This window comes from Pseudomonas sp. QE6, from assembly GCF_041379005.1.
Classification (GTDB): domain Bacteria; phylum Pseudomonadota; class Gammaproteobacteria; order Pseudomonadales; family Pseudomonadaceae; genus Pseudomonas.
In genome coordinates, this window is sequence record NZ_CP166873.1 from 4,071,499 (window position 1) to 4,089,583 (window position 18,085).

Genomic DNA, 18,085 nt, shown 5'->3' on the forward strand with positions numbered 1-18,085 from the left:
ACTTCATCAACCGGGGCGCGCTGGGCGCCGTCAGCGTGTGGGGGATCCCCCGGCTTGGCCGGGGACTAATTCGTCAGTCCGGGGTCAGCGCCGCTTCAGTGCCTGGAAGGACTTCAACATGTCCGAGGCCCAGCCATCGAGTACGGCGCGGGCATCCTTGGCCTGCATGACCTGGGAGGAGTTTTCCAGCTCCGCGCCCGCGCCCTTGCGCACGACTTCGGCCACGACCTGGCCGCTGCCGCCGTCGAGGAAGGCCGCTTCGGTGGCGATACTGGTGTCCTGGTCGCGAATGCCGGTGGCGGTGCTGACTCCGGCCGCGATCAGGGCGATCGGGATCACTTCATAGGGCTGCAGACCCTTGGTCGAGGCGCTGACGGCGGTGATCGCCGGGCGCACCACCAGCACGCCCGGGCCGGGGCCGGTGGCCAGCGGCAGGGCCTTGGAGAATTGGGTCTTCAGCGCCTGGTCGTAGTACTGGGTGATGCCCTGCAGGGTGCTCGCCGGGATCTTCTCGGTGGGCTGGGGTTGCGGGTAGAGCTGGCTGGGTTCGACATAAACGCTGGTGAAGCGGTTCACGTTCAGGTCCGGCTGGATCCAGCGCATGACCGGCGCACCGGTGGGCGACTTGTCTTCTTCAAGCGCGCTGTAGTCTTTCAGGAAACCCGAATACTTCTCGGGCTCGACGTACTTGCTGGCACACCCCGTGAGGGTCAGGGCCGTCAGGCAGAGCGGTAACGCCAACAGTTTCCAGTTCATTACAACGTTCCTTGTGGAGGGTTTCGGTATTCAGTGGGGTCAAGAGGGAGCCGCTAGAAACGCCAGGTCGCGCCGCCGCCGATGATGTGCAGGGCCGCGTTCTTGTAGGTGCCCGACAGCGTGGTGCCCGAGCGCGACTTGGTCTGTTCGTCGTCCATGTCGCCCAGCCACACCAGGGTATAGGCCAGGTGCAGGTCCAGGCCTTCGTCGACCTGGTAATTCATCCCGGTCGCCAGGCGCCAGTTCTCGGCCATGGGGTTGTCGACGGTACGGTCCTTGTCGTCGACCGCCGAGCTGTCGTAACCCAGGCCCATGTTCCAGCGCAGCCTCGGCGTGGCCTGGTATTGCGCGCCGACGGAGGCGTGCCAGGTATCCTTGTACTGGCGGTCGACGGTGCGGTCGACACCTGCGGCGTTGGCGTCCACCTCCACGCCGATCTGCCCGAAGTCGCTCCAGTCCTGCCAGCCCAGGCTGCCGAGCAGCTTCCATTGCGGGTCGAGCTGATGCGCCACGCTCAGCATCACGGTCTGCGGCACGTTCAGGTCCAGCTCCAGCGAGTCGACATCGAGGCGGTTCAGGGCCGCGTTGATGATCGGATTGCTGACGTTGCGCACGTCCGGGCTGTCCTCGAACTCCAGCTTCACCTTGCTGGTGTAGGCGAGGCCGACCTGGGTGCGCTCATTGAGCTTGTAGAGCAGCCCGAGGTTGACCCCCACGCCGGTGTCCGTGTCCTTGTATTCCAGCTGGCCGTCGGCCCTGTCCACCAGGCCCAGCAGGTTGTTGTTGATGGCCATTTCGCTGCGGTAATAGCCGTAGAGGATGCGCGGGCCGATGCCGATGGACAGGTCGTCGGTGAACTTGTGCGCAATGGTGGGCTGGAAGGAGACGCCGATGATCGCGGTTTCCTGGCTGAAATAGCGTCCCGCCCAGTCATCGTCGTAGTCCAGCGCCAGGCCGAAGTTGCCGTACATGCCGAAGCCGACCGCCGAGCGCTCGTCGATCTGGTGGCTGATGAAGAGGCTGGCGCCGGGCAACCACTGCAGGGCATTGCCGCCTTCGTTGCCGCTGAACTGGTTGTTGTCGTCACGGGAAAAACGGACGTCCCCCAGGATGACCTGTGCGTTGGCGCTGATCTGCGTGCCGGCAAGCTCGGTGATCCCCGCCGGGTTGCTCATCAACACGCTGGGGTCGCTGGCCAGGGCGGCGGAGCCGGCATTGGCCAGGCCGGCGCCTTCCTGGCCGGCTTCGTAGATCAGGATGCCGCCGGCGAATGCATGCCCGGCAAACAGTCCGCACAGAGACGTCAAACCGATCCGTGCGACATGGTTCCTGTTTCCCTTCATGAGCATCCTCTGCTGTTGACTCTGGCCTATGGTTCCGCGCATCCGGATCGGTGGGAGGCTCTGCCTCGCTGCTCTTGCAGGGCCATGAGCCGGGATGACGTGGATAACGGGTGTTGGACGACAGCCTAGAAGCTGAGAGATGAGACGCAAGACGATCTGGACGGTGGTGCACATTCGACGACAGCCATTGGTTCTCAGAGAGAACTTTGGCAAAGATGCGGAATCGGGTGATTTCCCGGTAGAACGGTGCTGTTGGGAGTGAGTTCTTTTCAATTCCCGAAAATCGGCTGTCGTGAAAAGAAAATCTCTGAGGACGTACCGGGGCAGGCAGGAGCTCCTGACCTCTTCCGCAGCGGAACGGTGAACCGGGAGAAGCGGGGCTCGCCGGTGTCACCGTCCCGTTGCGCTGCTAGGCCCGGCGGATCAGCAGAAGTTCGCGCTGGGCGATGGATTGATACAGGGCCTCCAGCGCCCGGGCGTCATCATCCATGTGCTGCACGATGTCCAGGATGCGGGCGGCGAGGGCGGGTGGCGGACGGTAGCGGCGCTGCAGCTCCAGCAACAGTTCGGCCGCGATGTCGTTGTTGAAGGAGGCGCTACGGATGGTACGGGGCGGGTCGAATGGCGGTTTCATGGCATTGTCCTCCCGTCCCTAGAACAGCTTCAGGAAGTTGATGTAGAAGCGCGGCGCCTTCCCGTTGTCATGGTCGATCTCCTTGGCGGACACCGAGCGGGTCAGCGGGAAGGCGACCTCCGGCGAGACGTAGGTATCCGGGTAGACGTTGTAGTGGGCGCCGACCCCGGCGGAGGACAGGCTTTCGCTGCTGACCCAGGTGGGGTCCTTGCTCCAGACCTTACCGAAGTCCCAGAAGGTGTAGTACTGGGTCGGGACCGCGTAGTTCTTCAGGGTATGGATGCGGTTGTACTGCAGCTCGGTCTTGAGCGCGAAGCCGCTGTCACCCGTGATCTCGGAAGGGTCGTAGCCACGGCCGAACTCGCTGCCGCCAACGCCGAACTGCTCGGGCGAGAGCAGCCGCTGACCGAAGGCGGTCTGCGCGGTGCCGGCGATGTAGAGGTTCAGGCCATCCATGAGCATCGACAGGTCCTGCAGGCGCTGGGCATCGACCTGGAGCTTGCTGAAGTCGGTTTCGCCACCCTCACGAGAAGGATTCAACCGGCTTTCGCTGCTGGAGCCCATGATGGCCAGACCCTTGCTCAATTCAGCCTTGACCAGGTTCTTGCCGCCGAAGCTGTCGAACCAGTCATAGCTCGCGCCCAGGCGGAGCGCACGGATACGGTCTTCGCTGGAAGGCGGCAGGCTCTTGTCGTCCAGGTACTCGGAAGTGCCGTTGTAGTAGGTGAAGGCGGCCGAGGTCTTGAGCGTCTGGTCGCGTTGGCGAATCCATGGACGAGTGATACGCACCGCGAAGGTATCGCCGGAGCTGTTCGCGTTGAGGAACGAGTAGGTGTCGGCATGGCCATCGTTGTGCTGGGCCAGGAAGCTCACCACGTCCCCTTTGCTACCCACCGGCAACTCGTACTGACCCTCGAAGAAGGTCATCTTGTCGCCTTCAATCGATTTGCCGGCGCGGATACCCAGGTGGTCGCCACGCCCTGAGAGGTCGTTGACCCCGACCCCACCGTAGACCTGCCAGGGCCCAAAGTAGCGACTGTCTCTGTTGTCGAAGCCGAAAAAGCCTTCGTACTTACGGAGGGCGTTTTCGACAGCGAGGTCGGTGCCGTTCTCTACAGGAGATGCCTGAAGCATCCCACGACTATCGTTACCCGAGACGTCGTTCATGAGCAGTAGGTTGCGCTCGATGGTCCTGCTCGTAGGGGGTGTCTCTTTGCGGATGTTGTCGGCGTAACGCTCCAAAGCTTTGTTTGTCGGGCCAGTGAAGGTCACATCGTTCACATTGCCCTCAAAGACCTGAATGGTGAGGACGCCGCCCTCCAGGCGCTGCTGTGGGATGTAGGCCTTGGCAAGCAGGAAACCAGCCTTGCGATAGCGTTGCGTGATCGTGTCGACCACAGCATGGATCTCCTGCAGGTTGACCTGGTTTCCTTCCAAGCGTTTGGCCACCGAGTCAAAGGTGCCGACGGGATAGCTGTTCGCACCTACGATGTTCACCTTGGTTACCAGGAATCGGGTCATGTGGCCGGGTAGGGCGGTCATCTCCTGCGGGGCCTCTTCAATTTCAGGAGTGATGACGGTTTCAGGCAGTTCCAGCGTGCCGGGCATCTGCGTAGCAGAAGAGCGGTTGCCAGTCCTGTCCGGAACCTCTATCCGGCCGGGGTTGAGCTGCCCCAGGGGGGCAGCGATTGCGTTGGTTCCGCTGATGAGCAGCAGTCCTGAAAGCACTGCCACAGCCAGCCTACTCAAGTTCGACGGATGCGTTTTCATGGCTATTTCCCTCCCTTGGCCGGAGCCTTGAGGTCATGCGGGATCACGCTCCGGTTCCAATCGGGGACGATGAACTTGCCATCCTTGAAGTGGCTGTTGGCGTAGCTCAGCACGTCCTGGATGTTCGCCACGGTGCTGGTTTTGTCGCCGTAGGAGCGAGGTTTGCAGATCAATTGCACGGCGTAGGTGCGAATCACGGCCGGCGAGACCGAGTAATTGGCCGAGACGGCAGATGGCGATTCGACGGCGGTACAGCGCGCGTTACCTGGGGACTGCGAGGTGACTGGCAGCGGCGGCAGACCAGGTTGCTCTGGAGGCAGCGGAGCCAGCGGGCCAGTGATGGTCATCGCACCGTCTTTGAAGGTCACGGTGTAGTTGGTGCCGGCGCTGAAGTTGCCGTCCTGGCCAATCCGATACCTACCGGCTTCTTCACCAGGTTCACGAGCCAGTTTTCCCTGAATCACACTGGCGGAGTCGCCAGCTTTCAGGCCTGAAACGCTGTAGGTGAGGGTGGGGTCGCTTTCGCCCTGGCGCTTGGTCTTGTTGTCTGCGGTCACTTGCAGCGGGGCTGGGGTGACCTGCAGGTTGCCGTCCTTGAACACCATTGTGTAGTTGCCGCTGGTGAGACGGACATTGCCCTGGGTGATGGCGTACCCCTCAGGCGTGACGTTTTCTCCAGAGATGCGCGCCAGGCTGCCGGTGGTGACCGAGGCGGCGCTGTCACCGTTCTTCAGGCCGGCGACGCTGTAGGTGAGCGTCGGGTCGAGGTCGCCGTAGACCTTGGTCTTGTGGTCGGCGGTGACGGTCAGCTCGGCCGGAGTGATCGCCAGCTTGCCCTCGTTGAAGGTCAGGATGTAGTTGCCGTTTGAGCCCAGCGAGCCTTGGCCGATGCCGTAGCTGCCCACGTTCTCGCCGGCTGAACGGCCTGCACTTCCGCTGATCACGAAAGCCGCACTGTCGCCATTCTTCAGCCCGCTCACGCGGTAGGTCAGGGACGGATCGATTTCGCCGTAGACCTTGGAGTGGTCGTCGAAATCGATCTGCAGGGTGGCAGGCGTGATGGTGAAAGTGCCGTCCACATACTGCAGCAGGTAGTTCTGGCTCGTGCTCTTCAGGTCGCCCTGGCCGATGGCGTAGCCGCCGGCCTTCACATCTTCGCCGGCCTGGCGAGCGATGTTCCCGCTGAGCACTGAAGACTGCTGGTCGCCACCCTTCAGCCCGCTGACCTGATAGCTGAGCGCAGGATCGATCTCGCCGTAGACCTTGGTCTTGTCGTCCGCGCGCACCATGATGGTGGCGGGGGTAATGGTGAAGGTGCCGCCCTGGTAGTTGAGGATGTAGTTCTGTGCGGCCTTGCCGTTCAGTTCCAGGCTGCCCTGGTTGATGGCATAGCCACCATCCTTGACATCCTCCCCAACCTGGCGAACCAGTTGGCCGGCCAGTGCTTGGGTTGCCGTGTCCGCGCCTTTCAGGCCGCTGACCTGATAGCTCAACGATGGGTCCAGATCGCCGTAAACCTTGCCCGTGTTATCCGCAGTTACCCTGAGGCTAGTGGGGGTGATGGTCAGCTTGCCGTCCTCGAACTCCAGAACGTAGTTCTTGCCCTGGGTATTGTTCAGGCCAAGCTCGCCTTTGTGGATGGTGTACCCACCCGCACGGACGTCCTCGCCGGCTTCCCGACCGAGCGCGCCTTTCAGCACGTCGGCTGCTGTATCGCCGTTTTTCAGCCCTGAGACGATCCGAGTCAGCGCAGGGTCGGCATCGCCATAGACCTTGGATTTGTCCTCTGCCTTGACCTTAAGCGTGGCCGGGGTGATGGCGAGTTTTCCGTCAACGAAGGTCAGCACATAGTTGCTGTTTTCACTGAGCCCCAGCTCTCCCTGGCGAATGCCGTAGTCTCCGACATTCTGACCGGGGTCGCGGCCAAGCCCCTTGCCATTGAGCACGTCGCTCTGTTTGTCGCCATTTTTCAGGCCCGAGACCTTATAGCTCAGTTCAGGATCGAGTTCGCCATACACCTTTGTCTTGTCGTCGGCGGACACTGTCAGTGTCGCGGGCGTGATTTTGAAATCGTTGCCCGTGAAGCTCAGGACATAGTTCTGGCCTTTCCCAGACGTCAGATCGAGATCTCCCTGGCGGATGCCATAGGTGCCGACATTCTGGCCCTGGTCGCGCACCAGCCCACCGCCGAGAACGTCGGCCTGGCTATCCCCATTCTTCAGACCGCTGACGATGTAGGTGAGGGCTGGATCGAGATCGCCGTACACCTTGGTCTTTCCATCAGCCTGGACGGTCAGCGTGGCGGGGGTAATGTAGAAATCACCATCCACGTAGTGCAGCACATAGTTCTGACCGGCTGCTGCGTTCAGATCCAGGGTGCCTTGGTGAATGCCATATTTTCCGACGTCAGTGCCGGCATCCCTTTGCAGGGCGCCGCCGTTCAGCACGCTCGATTGGGTGTCGTCGCGCTTGAGGCCTGACACCTCGAAGGTGAGGGCCGGATCAGAATCACCGTAGACCTTGGACTGTTCGTTGGCCGTGACGGTCAGCTTGGCCGGCGTGATGCTGAAGATCCCGTCGTGGAATTGCAGGATGTAGTTGCTGCTGAGTAGTGCCAGGTCCCCTTGGGTGATCCCGTAAGTACTCACGTTCTCGCCGGCATCGCGTTTCAGTCCACCACCGCCGACAACGTCAGTCTGCTTATCACCGTTCTTCAGACCGGTGACCCGGTAGGTGAGCGACGGATCGGCATCGCCATAAACCTTGCTCTGGTTATCTGCCGGAACATCCAGCGTCGCGGGGGTGATCTGCAGCTGCCCGTCAACAAACTTCAGCCTGTAATTGCCGCCCAGGCCATTGTTCAGATCCAGCTGACCTTGGTCGATGCCGTAGTGGCCAACATTCTCGCCAGCCTGGCGGGAAAGGGCACCACCGTTGAGCAAGTCTTCCGAGGTATGGCCGAGCTTGGCTCCGGAGAGTTCATAGTCCAGTTTCGGATCGGCATCGCCGTAGGTCTTGCTCTTGTCCTTGGCGGTCACAGTGAGTTCAGCCGGGTTTACGATCAGCTGTCCCGCCTGGACAGAGGTCTGGTAGCGGTTAGCAACGAAGCCGTCTGCCAGCACCTTGCCGTCGACTTGATACTGGCCAACATCGGAATGTTCGTTGGCAGCAGTGTTCGTTTCGACCTTGGTGTCAAAGCGGTTCTGGTTGAGCTGACGATCCACGAAATCGTCCACACCCTTCACCGCTTTGCTGTTTTCGGATGCGCCGGCAGTCAGTCCCACGGAGGCCTGAAACTCAGGGTTGGCGTCCCCATAGTCCCGTTGGACGTCATGCACTTTGCCTTCAAGTTGAGCGGTTTGATTTTTTAGCGTGACCCCACCGACCTTGCTGGTGTCTTGTCCACTCAGGAAAGTCACCACGGCCTGATCGTAAGGGTTACCGTTAGAAAGCCCGGCAAGATCAGCGGTGACTGATTTTGTTGAACTACCGAGGTCTACGAATAACTTGTCCGATGTGCCGCTTGCATAGTTTCGATTGATACCATTTGGGTCGACTGGATTGTTAATGTCGCCAGCGCCGTTCTGTACGCCAATGCCATTGTTTGTGTACGAAACTTGACCTTGGTTAGTCCCAAAACTAAATCCCGGCGGTAGCACGCCGTTGGTGTTAACGCCATTTCGAGTAACGGTTACACCGCCGCTTGTTGCGCTTATGACCCAGGTCACGGGATTTACACCTGGTTCGACGAAGGTGAGTGAGGTGATGTAATAGAAGGTGTCTTTGGCTACTTCGATTTGTTTATTGCTTAAAGCAGTCCCTGACTCGAAGACAAGATATTGGAACTCGGAGCCGTCTTCAGGAGCCAATTCATGAACTTCCTGGTTCTTCTCTCTGAATGTTTTTTCACCAACTTTATTGATGGCAGTAGAGCCGACGCCCGTCATGCTCTCTCCATTGACACCTGGATTCTCAACTGTTCCAGTATTTACTTCGGAGGCAGAAGAGGTTTGGTTGTAGATGAATTTGCCGTTGCTAGCTTTCCCGGCCAACGTCCCGGCATGGTTCAGCGAACTGTCAAGCAGAACGCTGGCACCTTCAGCAGCAATCTTTTTGCCAATTAGCGCCGTTCCGTCATCCTGGATAATTGAGCCACTATTAGATGTCTTGATCCAAATGGTTCCGCTGCCAACGTCGATGATTGCGCGCCCCATATATCCCGCATCACCACCTGCTTGCCCGGTAGTGTTTTTGAGCATGACATCGCCAGTTGCCAGAATGACGAGATGCCCATCTTTGAGAAGAATTGGCGCGTTGATGTACACCGAGCCGCTATCGTTACGCTTGGCATCATTGAATGGATTATTGGTGTCCACATAATCAGTCAATGGTTTAACTGTGCCGTTTGCTTGAAGCTTCAGTACATGGAAGCCAGCATCTTGGGCAACTATCGCCGAATTGACGTTGATCCGGTTATTCGCGCTGATGGTGATGTTTTGGTTTTTCAGCGAGTTCACTATGGCAGCTGCTGATACAGTGTCGCTGCCGGGGGCGCCACCATTTGCTTCGATATTGACCGTTTCCGGATCGAGCAGCCATGTGCCCGATTGTAGGCCGCCTGAAGCGTTGACCTCCGCCTCTGGCGATATCGTCAGCTGTTTGCCAGATGTCTCGACCTCGCCGCCTTTTTGGGCGCCTTGGGCGCTGGCTGTCCCGCCAAAATGGGTCTTGCCATCGCTCCAGACGACCACCTGGCCGCCGTCGGTTTTACCGTCCGCTTTGAGCTGAGCGCCTTTAGCAACGGTTGTGTTCTTGGCCGCTTGCTCGGGCCCTTTGCCCTGGAAGCTTCCGCCTACCAGCACCTTGCCGCCGCTGCCCTGGGTGCCGCTGGCATCAATCTTCGCGGTGCCGGCGACCTTCACTTCATCACCCAGCACCTTGATCTGGCCGCCATTCATGCCTTTGGCGCTGATATTTCCCGAGACGTTGGTCTGCGCGGAGCTGCCCAGCACGATGGTGCCGCCATCATTGGTGACCGAGTCGGCCACGACGTTGCCGCCGATGTTGATCACCGAATCGAGGTGTTTGGCCGCGCGGGCGGAGCTCATGGCCACGGTGCCGTTGCCGACGTCGATTTCGCCGCTGTTGTGGACACCACCGGTCACGTCCGAATTGACGCTGCCTTTCTCGCCAGGCTCGCCGCTCACGGCAATGTTCAACAGGCCGTCACCGTGGAAGTCCAGGGTGGCCTGTGGCCCGGTTGCCAACTGCACCATGCCCTTGCGTGCCTGGATGATCCCGGCGTTGTTCACCTGGGCGCCAAGCAGGGCCACCATGCCATTGTCGTGCACCGTGATGCGGCCCTGGTTGGTGACACTGCCGGTGAGGGCGATGTCCAGCTTGCCGGTCTGCGCGAACTGCTTGGCCTGTTCTTCAGTGAGGAAGCCGGCGCTGGCAACTAGTGCGCTCGAGGAGATATGCGCCTGTGGCCCGACCATGATGCCGTTGGGGTTGACCAGGATCAGTTGGCCGTTGGAGGTCACCGCGCCGTAAATTTTCGACGGGTCGCCGCCGATCACCCGGTTCAGCGTGACGGACTTACCGTCGGGCTGGTTGAAGGTGATCTTATGATCCTCACCGACATTGAAACGCTGCCAGTTGATCGCTGTGCGGGCGCTGGACGTGTTGACGTCCACGCCGTTGCCCTGCTGGCTGATGGTCGCCTGGCCGCCGATGACCTGGCCGCCTTGCGGCAGGTTGTCGGCAAGTACGTAGGTCACCGGGAAGCTTGCCCCGGCCGAAGCCAGGGCGACGGCGATGCAGAGGGTGGTGAGCGGCGAACAAGGGTGTCCTTTTCCCGCCTTCGATTGAGTGCTCATCGAAATCTCCTGAGTGCGTTAGCTAGGAGAAATGATTCGCCTCGGGCCGAAGCCGGGTAAGCGTGCGTTCAGGCAATGCCTTGTAGTGCGATTCCTATCCTAGGCGACAGGTTGCATCGATGCGATGGGTATCGAGAGGGTGGCGACTGCCTCGAAGGCCTGGTCGTCGTCGCGGACGATCTCCAGGCTGCCATGCAGTAGATCGCACAGCTTGTCGGCCAGCGCGAGGTAGAGGACCGGTGTGGCGCCCGGGTGGTCCGGAGCGGTGGTGCCCTTGACGTTCAGCGTCCACTCCAGGTGGCCGGCTTCCCGTTCGAACGACTCGACCCGCACCGTGGCGCTAGCGGCGCCTACATGCTTCATATGCAGCAGCAGGGCCTTGAGCAGGTAGGCATAGCGCGACGGATCGATCCAGCCGTGCGGTTGGGCGTGGGCGGTGATGAGCGTCCAGGCCGGGACGCTATCGCCGGGCAGGACCTTGAGCGATTCTTGGGTCAGATGGTTCAGGTTCTCGGGGAAGGGCGTCAGCGGAACCTCGCCCTGTTCCATGCGCACCAGTTCGGTGACCATCTGCACAGTGTCCTGGATGCGGTCCAGCAGAGCGGTGATGCCGCCCTGGTAATCCCGGCTCTGGCGTCCCTGAAGGATCATCCGGGCGTTGGCGATGAGGTTGGCGACCTCTTCGCCATGCTGCAGCAGGTAGATGCCGCGGCGCTTCTGGAGCGAGGAGAAATAGGAGACCTGATTGCGCAGGGTCTGGATCTTCTGCGCTTCCTCGTCCAGGTCCACCGAGGTGCAGAGCATGCCCAGCAGATCGCCGTTCTCATCCAGCACCGGGTGACCACTGTGCCTGATCACCCGTCGCTGGCCACGAAGATACATGGGGATCAGCATCATGTAGGGGATGCGCTTCTTGACGGCGTCCTCGAAGGTGGCCCGTGCATGCAGGATGTGTTCCTCGTCGATGATCCCCTGGTCCCGTAGCCAGGTATTCAGCACCTCGTCCTGCGTCAGACCGAGATAACTCAGGAAGGCCTGGTTGGTCGCGAGTATCCGGCCGTCCGGCGCGCGCAGGCAGATGGGGTAGGGGACCTTGTCGAGAAGGGCGGCGAAGCGGGAGGTGTGTTTTTCCGAGGCGACGTCGTGCGCCGTTATCCCCGGCCTGTCGTCGAGCAGCCCGCGTTGCGCGGCGACCTGGAGCAGCTCGACCAGCGAGTGGGTGCCGGTCTTTTCCAGCAGGCGGGTCTTGTAGGTGCTGACGGTACGGTCGCTGAGTGCCAGCTCGCCAGCGATCTGCTTCACCCGGTAGCCTTCTGCGAGGTAGCGCAGCACGGTCACTTCGCGCGCCGTCAACTGTTCCCCGGCGCCCTCGGCTGCGGTTGCGCCGATTTCGAGGTGAATGGCCTTGGCCTGGAAATAGGTGCGCCCGGACAGCACCTTGGCCACGGCGTCGAGGAAGGTTTCAAGAGTGTCGTCCTTGGACACGAATCCCGCGGCGCCGGAGGCCAGGCAAAGGTGTTCGTAAACGTCGGCGGGCAGCGCTGTCAGCACGAGCACCTTGGTGTCGGTCTTCCTGGACACGATCCGCTTGATGACATCGAGACCTCCCAGCTTGGGGATGTCCAGTTCCAGTACTATCAGGTCGGGTGCGCGGGTGCGAAAGGCGGTGAGCCCATCCAGGCCGTTCCGGGCGACGCCGATTACGTCATGGCCGGCGTTGCGCAGGGCGGTTTCGGCGCCCAGGGTGCTCAGCGGCTGCTGATCGATGAGGAGTATGTTGGCCATGCTTCGATCCGTGAGTCTGATGGCAACCGGTCTTGATGATAGACGCTGTAAGACACGGATTGTTAAGTCACGGCAGCTCGCCGAGGCGATGCTGCCGCCTATGGCGCCGATCAGTCGTTCGCCGACTCGAGCCTATGCAGCGGGCACTTGCCATGCAAACGGCGGTGCTCCAACGGCGACATGCCGAACCAGCGCAGGTGCGCACGGCAGAACGACGCCGTACGGTTGTAGCCCAGCTCGCTGGCGATCTGGCCCACGGTCAGGTTGGTGTGGCGCAGCAACTGCTCGGCCTGCTGGCGGCGGATCTGCTCGACGTGGCCCTCGAAGTCGACGCCGTCGCTGGCCAGGCGCCGCTGCAGCGTGCGCGGGTTCAGGCCCAGGTTGTGGGCGACCTGCTGGAGATTGCAGCGGCTCCTGGGCAGCAGCATCTGGATATGGCGCTCCACCTTGCTGCGCAGGTTGTCGTCATCGCTGCTCTGGGCCTCCAGGTAGAAGCGCACGATGGCGTGCAGTACCACATCGTGCTGGATGCACGGACGTTGCAGCGATACCGGCGAAAGGGCCAGGGCGTTGTGGGTCTGGCCGAACAGTACCGGGCAGCCGAAGTAGCGCCGATACACCGCGATATCGGCCTGGGGTTGATGACGCAGCAGCACCGAACGGGGGCGGAAGGCCGCGCCCATCAGTTCGCAGATCAGCAGTTTGCCTTGCAGGACCGACTTCTCGACGATCTGCGGGATGTCCTCGTTGCAGGGCAGGGTGTTCTCGAAATACAGCATCGCGCAGCCGGGGCGGCGCTCCAGGCGGAACTGGATCGACGGGCTGTACAGGTGCATGTAGCGCAGCACCGCGACCAGGCCATCGCCCACGGTGGGCGCCGAGCGGGCCAGGTGCTGCAGCGGGCCGAGCAGCGAGGAGCCCTGGCGGGCCGCGAGCTCCAGCCCAAGCTCCGGCATCTGGATGGCGTGGGCGCTGCCCTCGAAAATCTGCACCAGGCTCTTGTAGGAAAACTTCTTCTCGAAATCACCGACTACGTCCAGGCCGATGTGGTGGGGAGCCAGGTGGTCGCGCAGTGATGCGCCCTGCTCGGAGAGCAGTTCGCCAAACTGGAGAAAAGCGGTGCCGCGGATACTGTCCATGTGATCACACTGATTCGAATTGCGGTCGAGCGGGGCGCTGCGAGCCCTGGCTCCTGCCAGGGGCTCGGGTACGGAGTAGGAAAAGTATTACGGACCGACACAAAAGCGCAAACGAGGCCCGGACGCGCGGTCGCATCCGGGCCGGTTGGCTTACTTGCTCTTCAGGGTCTGGTAGGACTTGAGCATGTCCGAGGCCCAGCCATCGAGCACGGCGCGTGCGTCCTTGGCCTGCATGACCTGGGAGGAGTTCTCCAGCTCGGTGCCGGCGCCCTTGCGCACGACCTCCGCGACCACCTTGTTGCTGCCGCCGTCGAGGAAGGCGGCTTCGGTGGCAATGCTGGTGTCCTGGTCGCGAATGCCGGTGGCGGTGCTGATACCGGCGGCGATCAGGGCGATCGGGATGACTTCGTAGGGTTGCAGGCCCTTGGTCGATGCGGTGACGGCGGTGATCGCTGGGCGCACCACCAGCACGCCCGGGCCGGGGCCGGTGGCCAGCGGCAGAGCCTTGGAGAATTGGGTCTTCAGCGCCTGGTCATAGTACTGGGTGATGCCCGTCAGGGTGCTCGCCGGGATCTTCTCGGTGGGCTGCGGCTGCGGGTAGAGCTGGCTGGGTTCGATATAGACGCTGGAGAAACGCTTCACGTCCACGTTCGGATCGATCCAGCGCATGACCGCTGCGCCGGAGGGCGATTTTTCTTCCTTGAGAATGCTGTAGTTCTTCAGGAACCCGGAATACTGCTCGGGCTCCACGTACTTGCTCGCACAACCCGACAGCGCAAGGGACGCGCCGCACAGCGTGGCCAGCAGAAACTTCGACTTCATCGTAATGCTCCTTAACGGTCATGGGATCAGGCAAGGGAGGTGATAGCAGTTTGCTTGTCATGAATGTGTTGCGGCTGGTCGCAGAATCACCACGTTGCACCGTCGCCCAATGCCTGCAGCACGCCATTCTCGTAGCCCCCGACGGCGTCGTGCCGGTGTGCGAGTCCGATCGCTCGCCTGCAGATCGCCCAGCCACAGGAGAGTGTAGGCGGCATGTGCAACCAGTCCATCGTCAGAACGGCAATTGCGGGTAGTGACAGGACGGCGCCCCGACAGATACCCCTGATCGTTGACGACTTCATGACATCCTGAAGCGGCTCCTGCGGCCCGTCTGCCCCTTCCGGGGAACCGGTCTGCGATTTACGCCAATTGATCTATTCATTTCGCGACACGCCGCAGGGACACTCCAGGCTTTGCCTGCCGGCTTAAGAGGCTATGCTAACGCGTCACTTGGGGACGCCGGAGCGCGTCGCAGCGGCGGCACAACCCAGTCGAACGAACGCAGAACAAGGAAGAGCAAGGTGGACATTCGCGAGCAGATCGCCAGCCTGGAAGCCAGTATCGGATCGCAGGTACTGGGCCAGCAGCAGGGCATTCGCCATATCCTGCTGGGCTTGCTGGCCAACGGCCACGTGCTGTTGGAGAGCCTCCCGGGGCTGGCGAAAACCCGCACGGTCAAGGCGCTTTCCAGGCACCTGGATGCGCAGATGAGCCGGATCCAGTTCACGCCAGACCTGTTGCCCTCCGACATCACCGGTGGGGAAATCCTCCAGCAGACCGAGGCGGGCAACCAGCTCAAGTTCCAGCCCGGTCCGCTGTTCGGCAACGTCATCCTCGCCGACGAGATCAACCGCGCGCCGGCCAAGGTCCAGGCCGCGCTGCTGGAGGCCATGGAGGAGCGGCAGATCACCGTGGCAGGGCAGACCCATGTCATGCCCGGGCTGTTCATGGTGCTGGCCACGCAGAACCCCATCGAGCAGGAAGGCACCTATCCGCTGCCCGAGGCGCAGATGGACCGCTTCCTGATGAAGTTGATCATCGATTACCCCAAGGTCGAGGACGAGACCCAGGTATTGCGCCTGGCGCGCGAAGAGGAGCAACGCCAGCAGAGCGGCGGGGCGCCGCAGCGGCCCGAGCAACTGCCGCAGGAAGTGATCTTCGCCGCGCGCCGCGAAGTGGGCCGGGTGCATGTGTCCGAGCCGCTGGACCGCTACCTGATGGACCTGATCAATGCCACGCGCCGGCCCGCCGACTACGACGCGGACCTGGCGCGCTGGATCAGGGTGGGCGCCAGCCCGCGCGGCGGCATCAGCCTGGACCGGGTGGCGCGTGCCCACGCCTGGCTCGACGGCAACGACTACGCCTCGCCCGACGACGTTCGCGCCGTGCTGCATCCGGTGCTGCGCCACCGCCTGTTGCTGTCCTATGACGCGGTGGCCGATGGCGTGAGCGCCGACCAGGTACTGGACCGCCTGCTCGATAAAGTGGCGGTTCCGGCGTAAGGGCGCGGCCATGCAGGAGCAACGCCCCAACGCCGACGGGTTCGTCTACGCCTCGATGCAGCAGTTGATGCTGCTGGAACATCGGGTGCGCGACCTGAGCTTCCTCTCGCGGCAGCCGCTGTCCAGCGTGCTGTCCGGCAACCACGCCGCGCGCCTGCGGGGCCGTGGCCTGAGTTTCGACGAGCTGCGCCAGTACAACCCCGGCGACGACCTGCGCCACCTGGACTGGCGCGCGTCGCTGCGCTACGGCAAGCCCTTCGTGCGCAGCTACACCGAAGAGCGCGACCGGCCGACCCTGTTGCTGGTCGATCAGCGCATGAGCATGTACTTCGGTTCCCAGCGCAACTTCAAGTCGGTAACCGCCGCCGAATTGGGCGCCATCGGCGCCTGGATGGCGTTCCACGCCGGGGATCGGGTGGGCGGCATCGTCTTCGATGACCATCACGTCCAACACGTGCGGCCGCTGCGCAGCCGCGCGCGGGTCGAGGCGCTGTGCTCGGCCATCGTCCGCCATAACCACGCGCTGCATGCCACGCGCACCGAGGACGAATCGCCTGGACAGCTGGACCGGGTATTGCGCGAATGCCTGGGCATCGCCGGGCACGACCACCTGATCGTGATCGTCAGCGACTTCGCCGGGGTCTCCGAGCAGACCTTGCAGCTGCTGCGCCAGCTCAGTCGCCACAACGACGTGCTGGCCCTGCAGGTGTTCGACCCCATGGCGCTGAAGATCCCCGACCGCGGTCGGGTGACGGTGACCCAGGGGGAGCTTCAGGTCGAGCTGGAAGTGGAGCGGCGCCAGGTGCGCCGCCCGCTGGGCGAATTCCTCTCCGGGCGCCTGAAGGACGTGGCCAGCTTGCTGCGGCGCAGCCAGGTGCCGCTGATGATGTTCAGCACCGGGCGCGACAGCCTCGACCAGCTGCGCGCCGAGCTGGGCCGTCTGACCGGGGGGCTGCGATGAGCACGGCGAATGTCCCCAGCATCGACCAATTGCGCGAGCTGGCGCTCCCGGCGCCGCCGGCCAGCTACTGGCCGCAGACCTGGGGCTGGCTGGTGCTGGCGCTCATTCTGCTGGCGCTGCTGCTGGCCGGGTGCGTCTGGCGATACCGGCGCTGGCGCCGCGATCGCTACCGGCGCGAGGCGCTGGCGCGGCTCGACGAACTGACGCAGGCGCTGTACGAACCGCAGGGCCGTCTGGCCGCGCTGCGCGAGTTGCCGCAATTGCTCAAGCGCGTAGCCCTGTCGATGCCGGCGGGAGAAGGGGCGGCGCGCCTGGGGGGCAGCCAGTGGCAGGCATTCCTGGAACGCCACGGCACGACGCCGGTGCCGGCGGATTTCGCCCAGCGCCTGGCACTGCTCGCTTATGCGCCGGCGGAGCGCATCGCGGGGCTGGCGGATCACGAAGTGCACGCGCTGCTCAGCGCGAGCCGGCAATGGATCGAGGCTCACCGTGTGGCAGTTTGACTATCCCTGGTTGCTGTTCCTGCTGCCGCTGCCCTGGCTGGCCTACCGCTACCTGGGGCACTACGCCGAGGCTCGCAGCGCGCTGCGCGTGCCGTTCTTCGCGGCCATGAGCCAGGCTGCCGGACAGGTGCCGGGTAACGGCAGTGCCAGCGGTGGGCGCTGGCAACTGCCGCTGAACCTGCTGGTGTGGGCGCTGGTCCTCGCCGCCTGCGCGCGGCCGGTGCTGGTGGAAAAGCCCATCGAGCACGAGCAGCCGATTCGCGACCTGATGCTGGCCATCGACATCTCGCAATCCATGCAGACCACCGACTACAGCGCGCCGGACGGTACCCGCGTGGATCGTCTGACGGCCGTGAAGGGCGTGGTCCGCGATTTCATCGCCAAGCGCAAGGATGACCGCATCGGCCTGATCGTCTTCGGCACCGCGGCCTACCCGCAGGCGCCGCTGACCCTGGACCACGCCAGCCTGGGCATCCTGCTGGACGAAGTCGGCATCGGCATGGCCGGGCCGAACACCGCCCTGGGCGATGCCATCGGCCTGACCGTGAAACTGCTGGACCACGCCCAGGAACAGGAAAAGGTGCTGGTACTGCTCACCGACGGCAACGATACCGGCAGCGCAATCACCCCGGACCACGCTGCTGCCATCGCCCGCGACCGCGGCATCATGGTGCACACCATCGGTATCGGCGACGCCGAGGCCACCGGCGAGGCCAAGGTCGACCTGAAAACCCTGCGGGACATCGCCACCACCACCGGTGGACGGTTCTTCCGCGCCGGCGACCGCGATGCCCTGGAGCAGGTCTACACGACGCTCGACCGGATCACCCCGCACCGGGTGAAGACCCTGAGCCACCAACCCAAGCGCGACCTGTTCTGGCTGCCGTTGGGAGCGGCGCTGCTCGCGCTGTCGCTGGCCCACGGCGTGGCGGCCCTGGCCTCGCGAGTCAGGGCGCCGCGCCGGCGGCAAGCGACGGTAGAGGAGGGCTGA

General features: G+C 62.8%; 12 protein-coding genes. 4 read left to right on the top strand and 8 right to left on the bottom strand.

Going from position 1 to position 18,085, the window contains the following annotated elements; translation table 11 throughout:
• Nucleotides 1–84: 84 nt before the first annotated feature.
• The 8 genes from ACAW63_RS18785 to ACAW63_RS18820 form a co-directional block, all read right to left on the bottom strand.
• On the bottom strand, nt 85–756 hold the full coding sequence (locus ACAW63_RS18785; RefSeq protein WP_370599367.1) for a DUF3313 domain-containing protein: 672 nt from the start codon (nt 754–756) through the stop codon (nt 85–87).
• 53 nt (nt 757–809) lie between these two features.
• Complete coding sequence (locus ACAW63_RS18790) at nt 810–2,105, bottom strand: OmpP1/FadL family transporter (protein ID WP_371227633.1); 1,296 nt, start codon at nt 2,103–2,105, stop codon at nt 810–812.
• Nucleotides 2,106–2,508: 403 nt separating this feature from the next.
• The gene (locus ACAW63_RS18795; RefSeq protein ID WP_275607092.1) at nt 2,509–2,733 is read right to left on the bottom strand and encodes a hypothetical protein; all 225 of its coding nucleotides are present in this window, start codon (nt 2,731–2,733) and stop codon (nt 2,509–2,511) included.
• A gap of 18 nt (nt 2,734–2,751) precedes the next feature.
• A complete protein-coding gene (locus tag ACAW63_RS18800; protein ID WP_371227635.1) occupies nt 2,752–4,503 on the bottom strand; it encodes a ShlB/FhaC/HecB family hemolysin secretion/activation protein in 1,752 nt (583 codons plus the stop codon).
• A 2-nt stretch (nt 4,504–4,505) separates the two neighbouring features.
• Nucleotides 4,506–10,382, bottom strand: coding sequence for an MBG domain-containing protein (locus tag ACAW63_RS18805; RefSeq protein WP_371227637.1), 5,877 nt, complete (start codon nt 10,380–10,382; stop codon nt 4,506–4,508).
• Nucleotides 10,383–10,481: 99 nt separating this feature from the next.
• Nucleotides 10,482–12,167, bottom strand: coding sequence for a LuxR C-terminal-related transcriptional regulator (locus tag ACAW63_RS18810; protein ID WP_371227639.1), 1,686 nt, complete (start codon nt 12,165–12,167; stop codon nt 10,482–10,484).
• 110 nt (nt 12,168–12,277) lie between these two features.
• Nucleotides 12,278–13,306, bottom strand: a complete 1,029-nt coding sequence (locus ACAW63_RS18815) for an AraC family transcriptional regulator ligand-binding domain-containing protein (RefSeq protein WP_371227641.1) — start codon at nt 13,304–13,306, stop codon at nt 12,278–12,280.
• Nucleotides 13,307–13,456: 150 nt separating this feature from the next.
• Entirely contained in the window at nt 13,457–14,128 is a 672-nt protein-coding gene (locus tag ACAW63_RS18820; RefSeq protein ID WP_371227643.1) for a DUF3313 domain-containing protein, read from the bottom strand.
• A gap of 521 nt (nt 14,129–14,649) precedes the next feature.
• On the opposite strand from ACAW63_RS18820, the gene ACAW63_RS18825 reads away from it, so the two are divergent.
• From ACAW63_RS18825 to ACAW63_RS18840, 4 genes are read left to right on the top strand one after another with little or no spacing between them, the layout of a single operon-like run.
• Nucleotides 14,650–15,630: an AAA family ATPase gene (locus ACAW63_RS18825; protein WP_371227645.1), complete on the top strand. Its 981-nt coding sequence runs from the start codon at nt 14,650–14,652 to the stop codon at nt 15,628–15,630.
• A 10-nt stretch (nt 15,631–15,640) separates the two neighbouring features.
• The gene (locus ACAW63_RS18830; RefSeq protein ID WP_371227647.1) at nt 15,641–16,591 is read left to right on the top strand and encodes a DUF58 domain-containing protein; all 951 of its coding nucleotides are present in this window, start codon (nt 15,641–15,643) and stop codon (nt 16,589–16,591) included.
• The gene (locus tag ACAW63_RS18835; RefSeq protein WP_371227649.1) at nt 16,588–17,094 is read left to right on the top strand and encodes a DUF4381 domain-containing protein; all 507 of its coding nucleotides are present in this window, start codon (nt 16,588–16,590) and stop codon (nt 17,092–17,094) included. Before ACAW63_RS18830 ends, ACAW63_RS18835 begins: the two co-directional genes overlap by 4 nt.
• A complete protein-coding gene (locus ACAW63_RS18840; protein WP_371227651.1) occupies nt 17,081–18,085 on the top strand; it encodes a VWA domain-containing protein in 1,005 nt (334 codons plus the stop codon). The genes ACAW63_RS18835 and ACAW63_RS18840 overlap by 14 nt, the downstream gene beginning before the upstream one ends.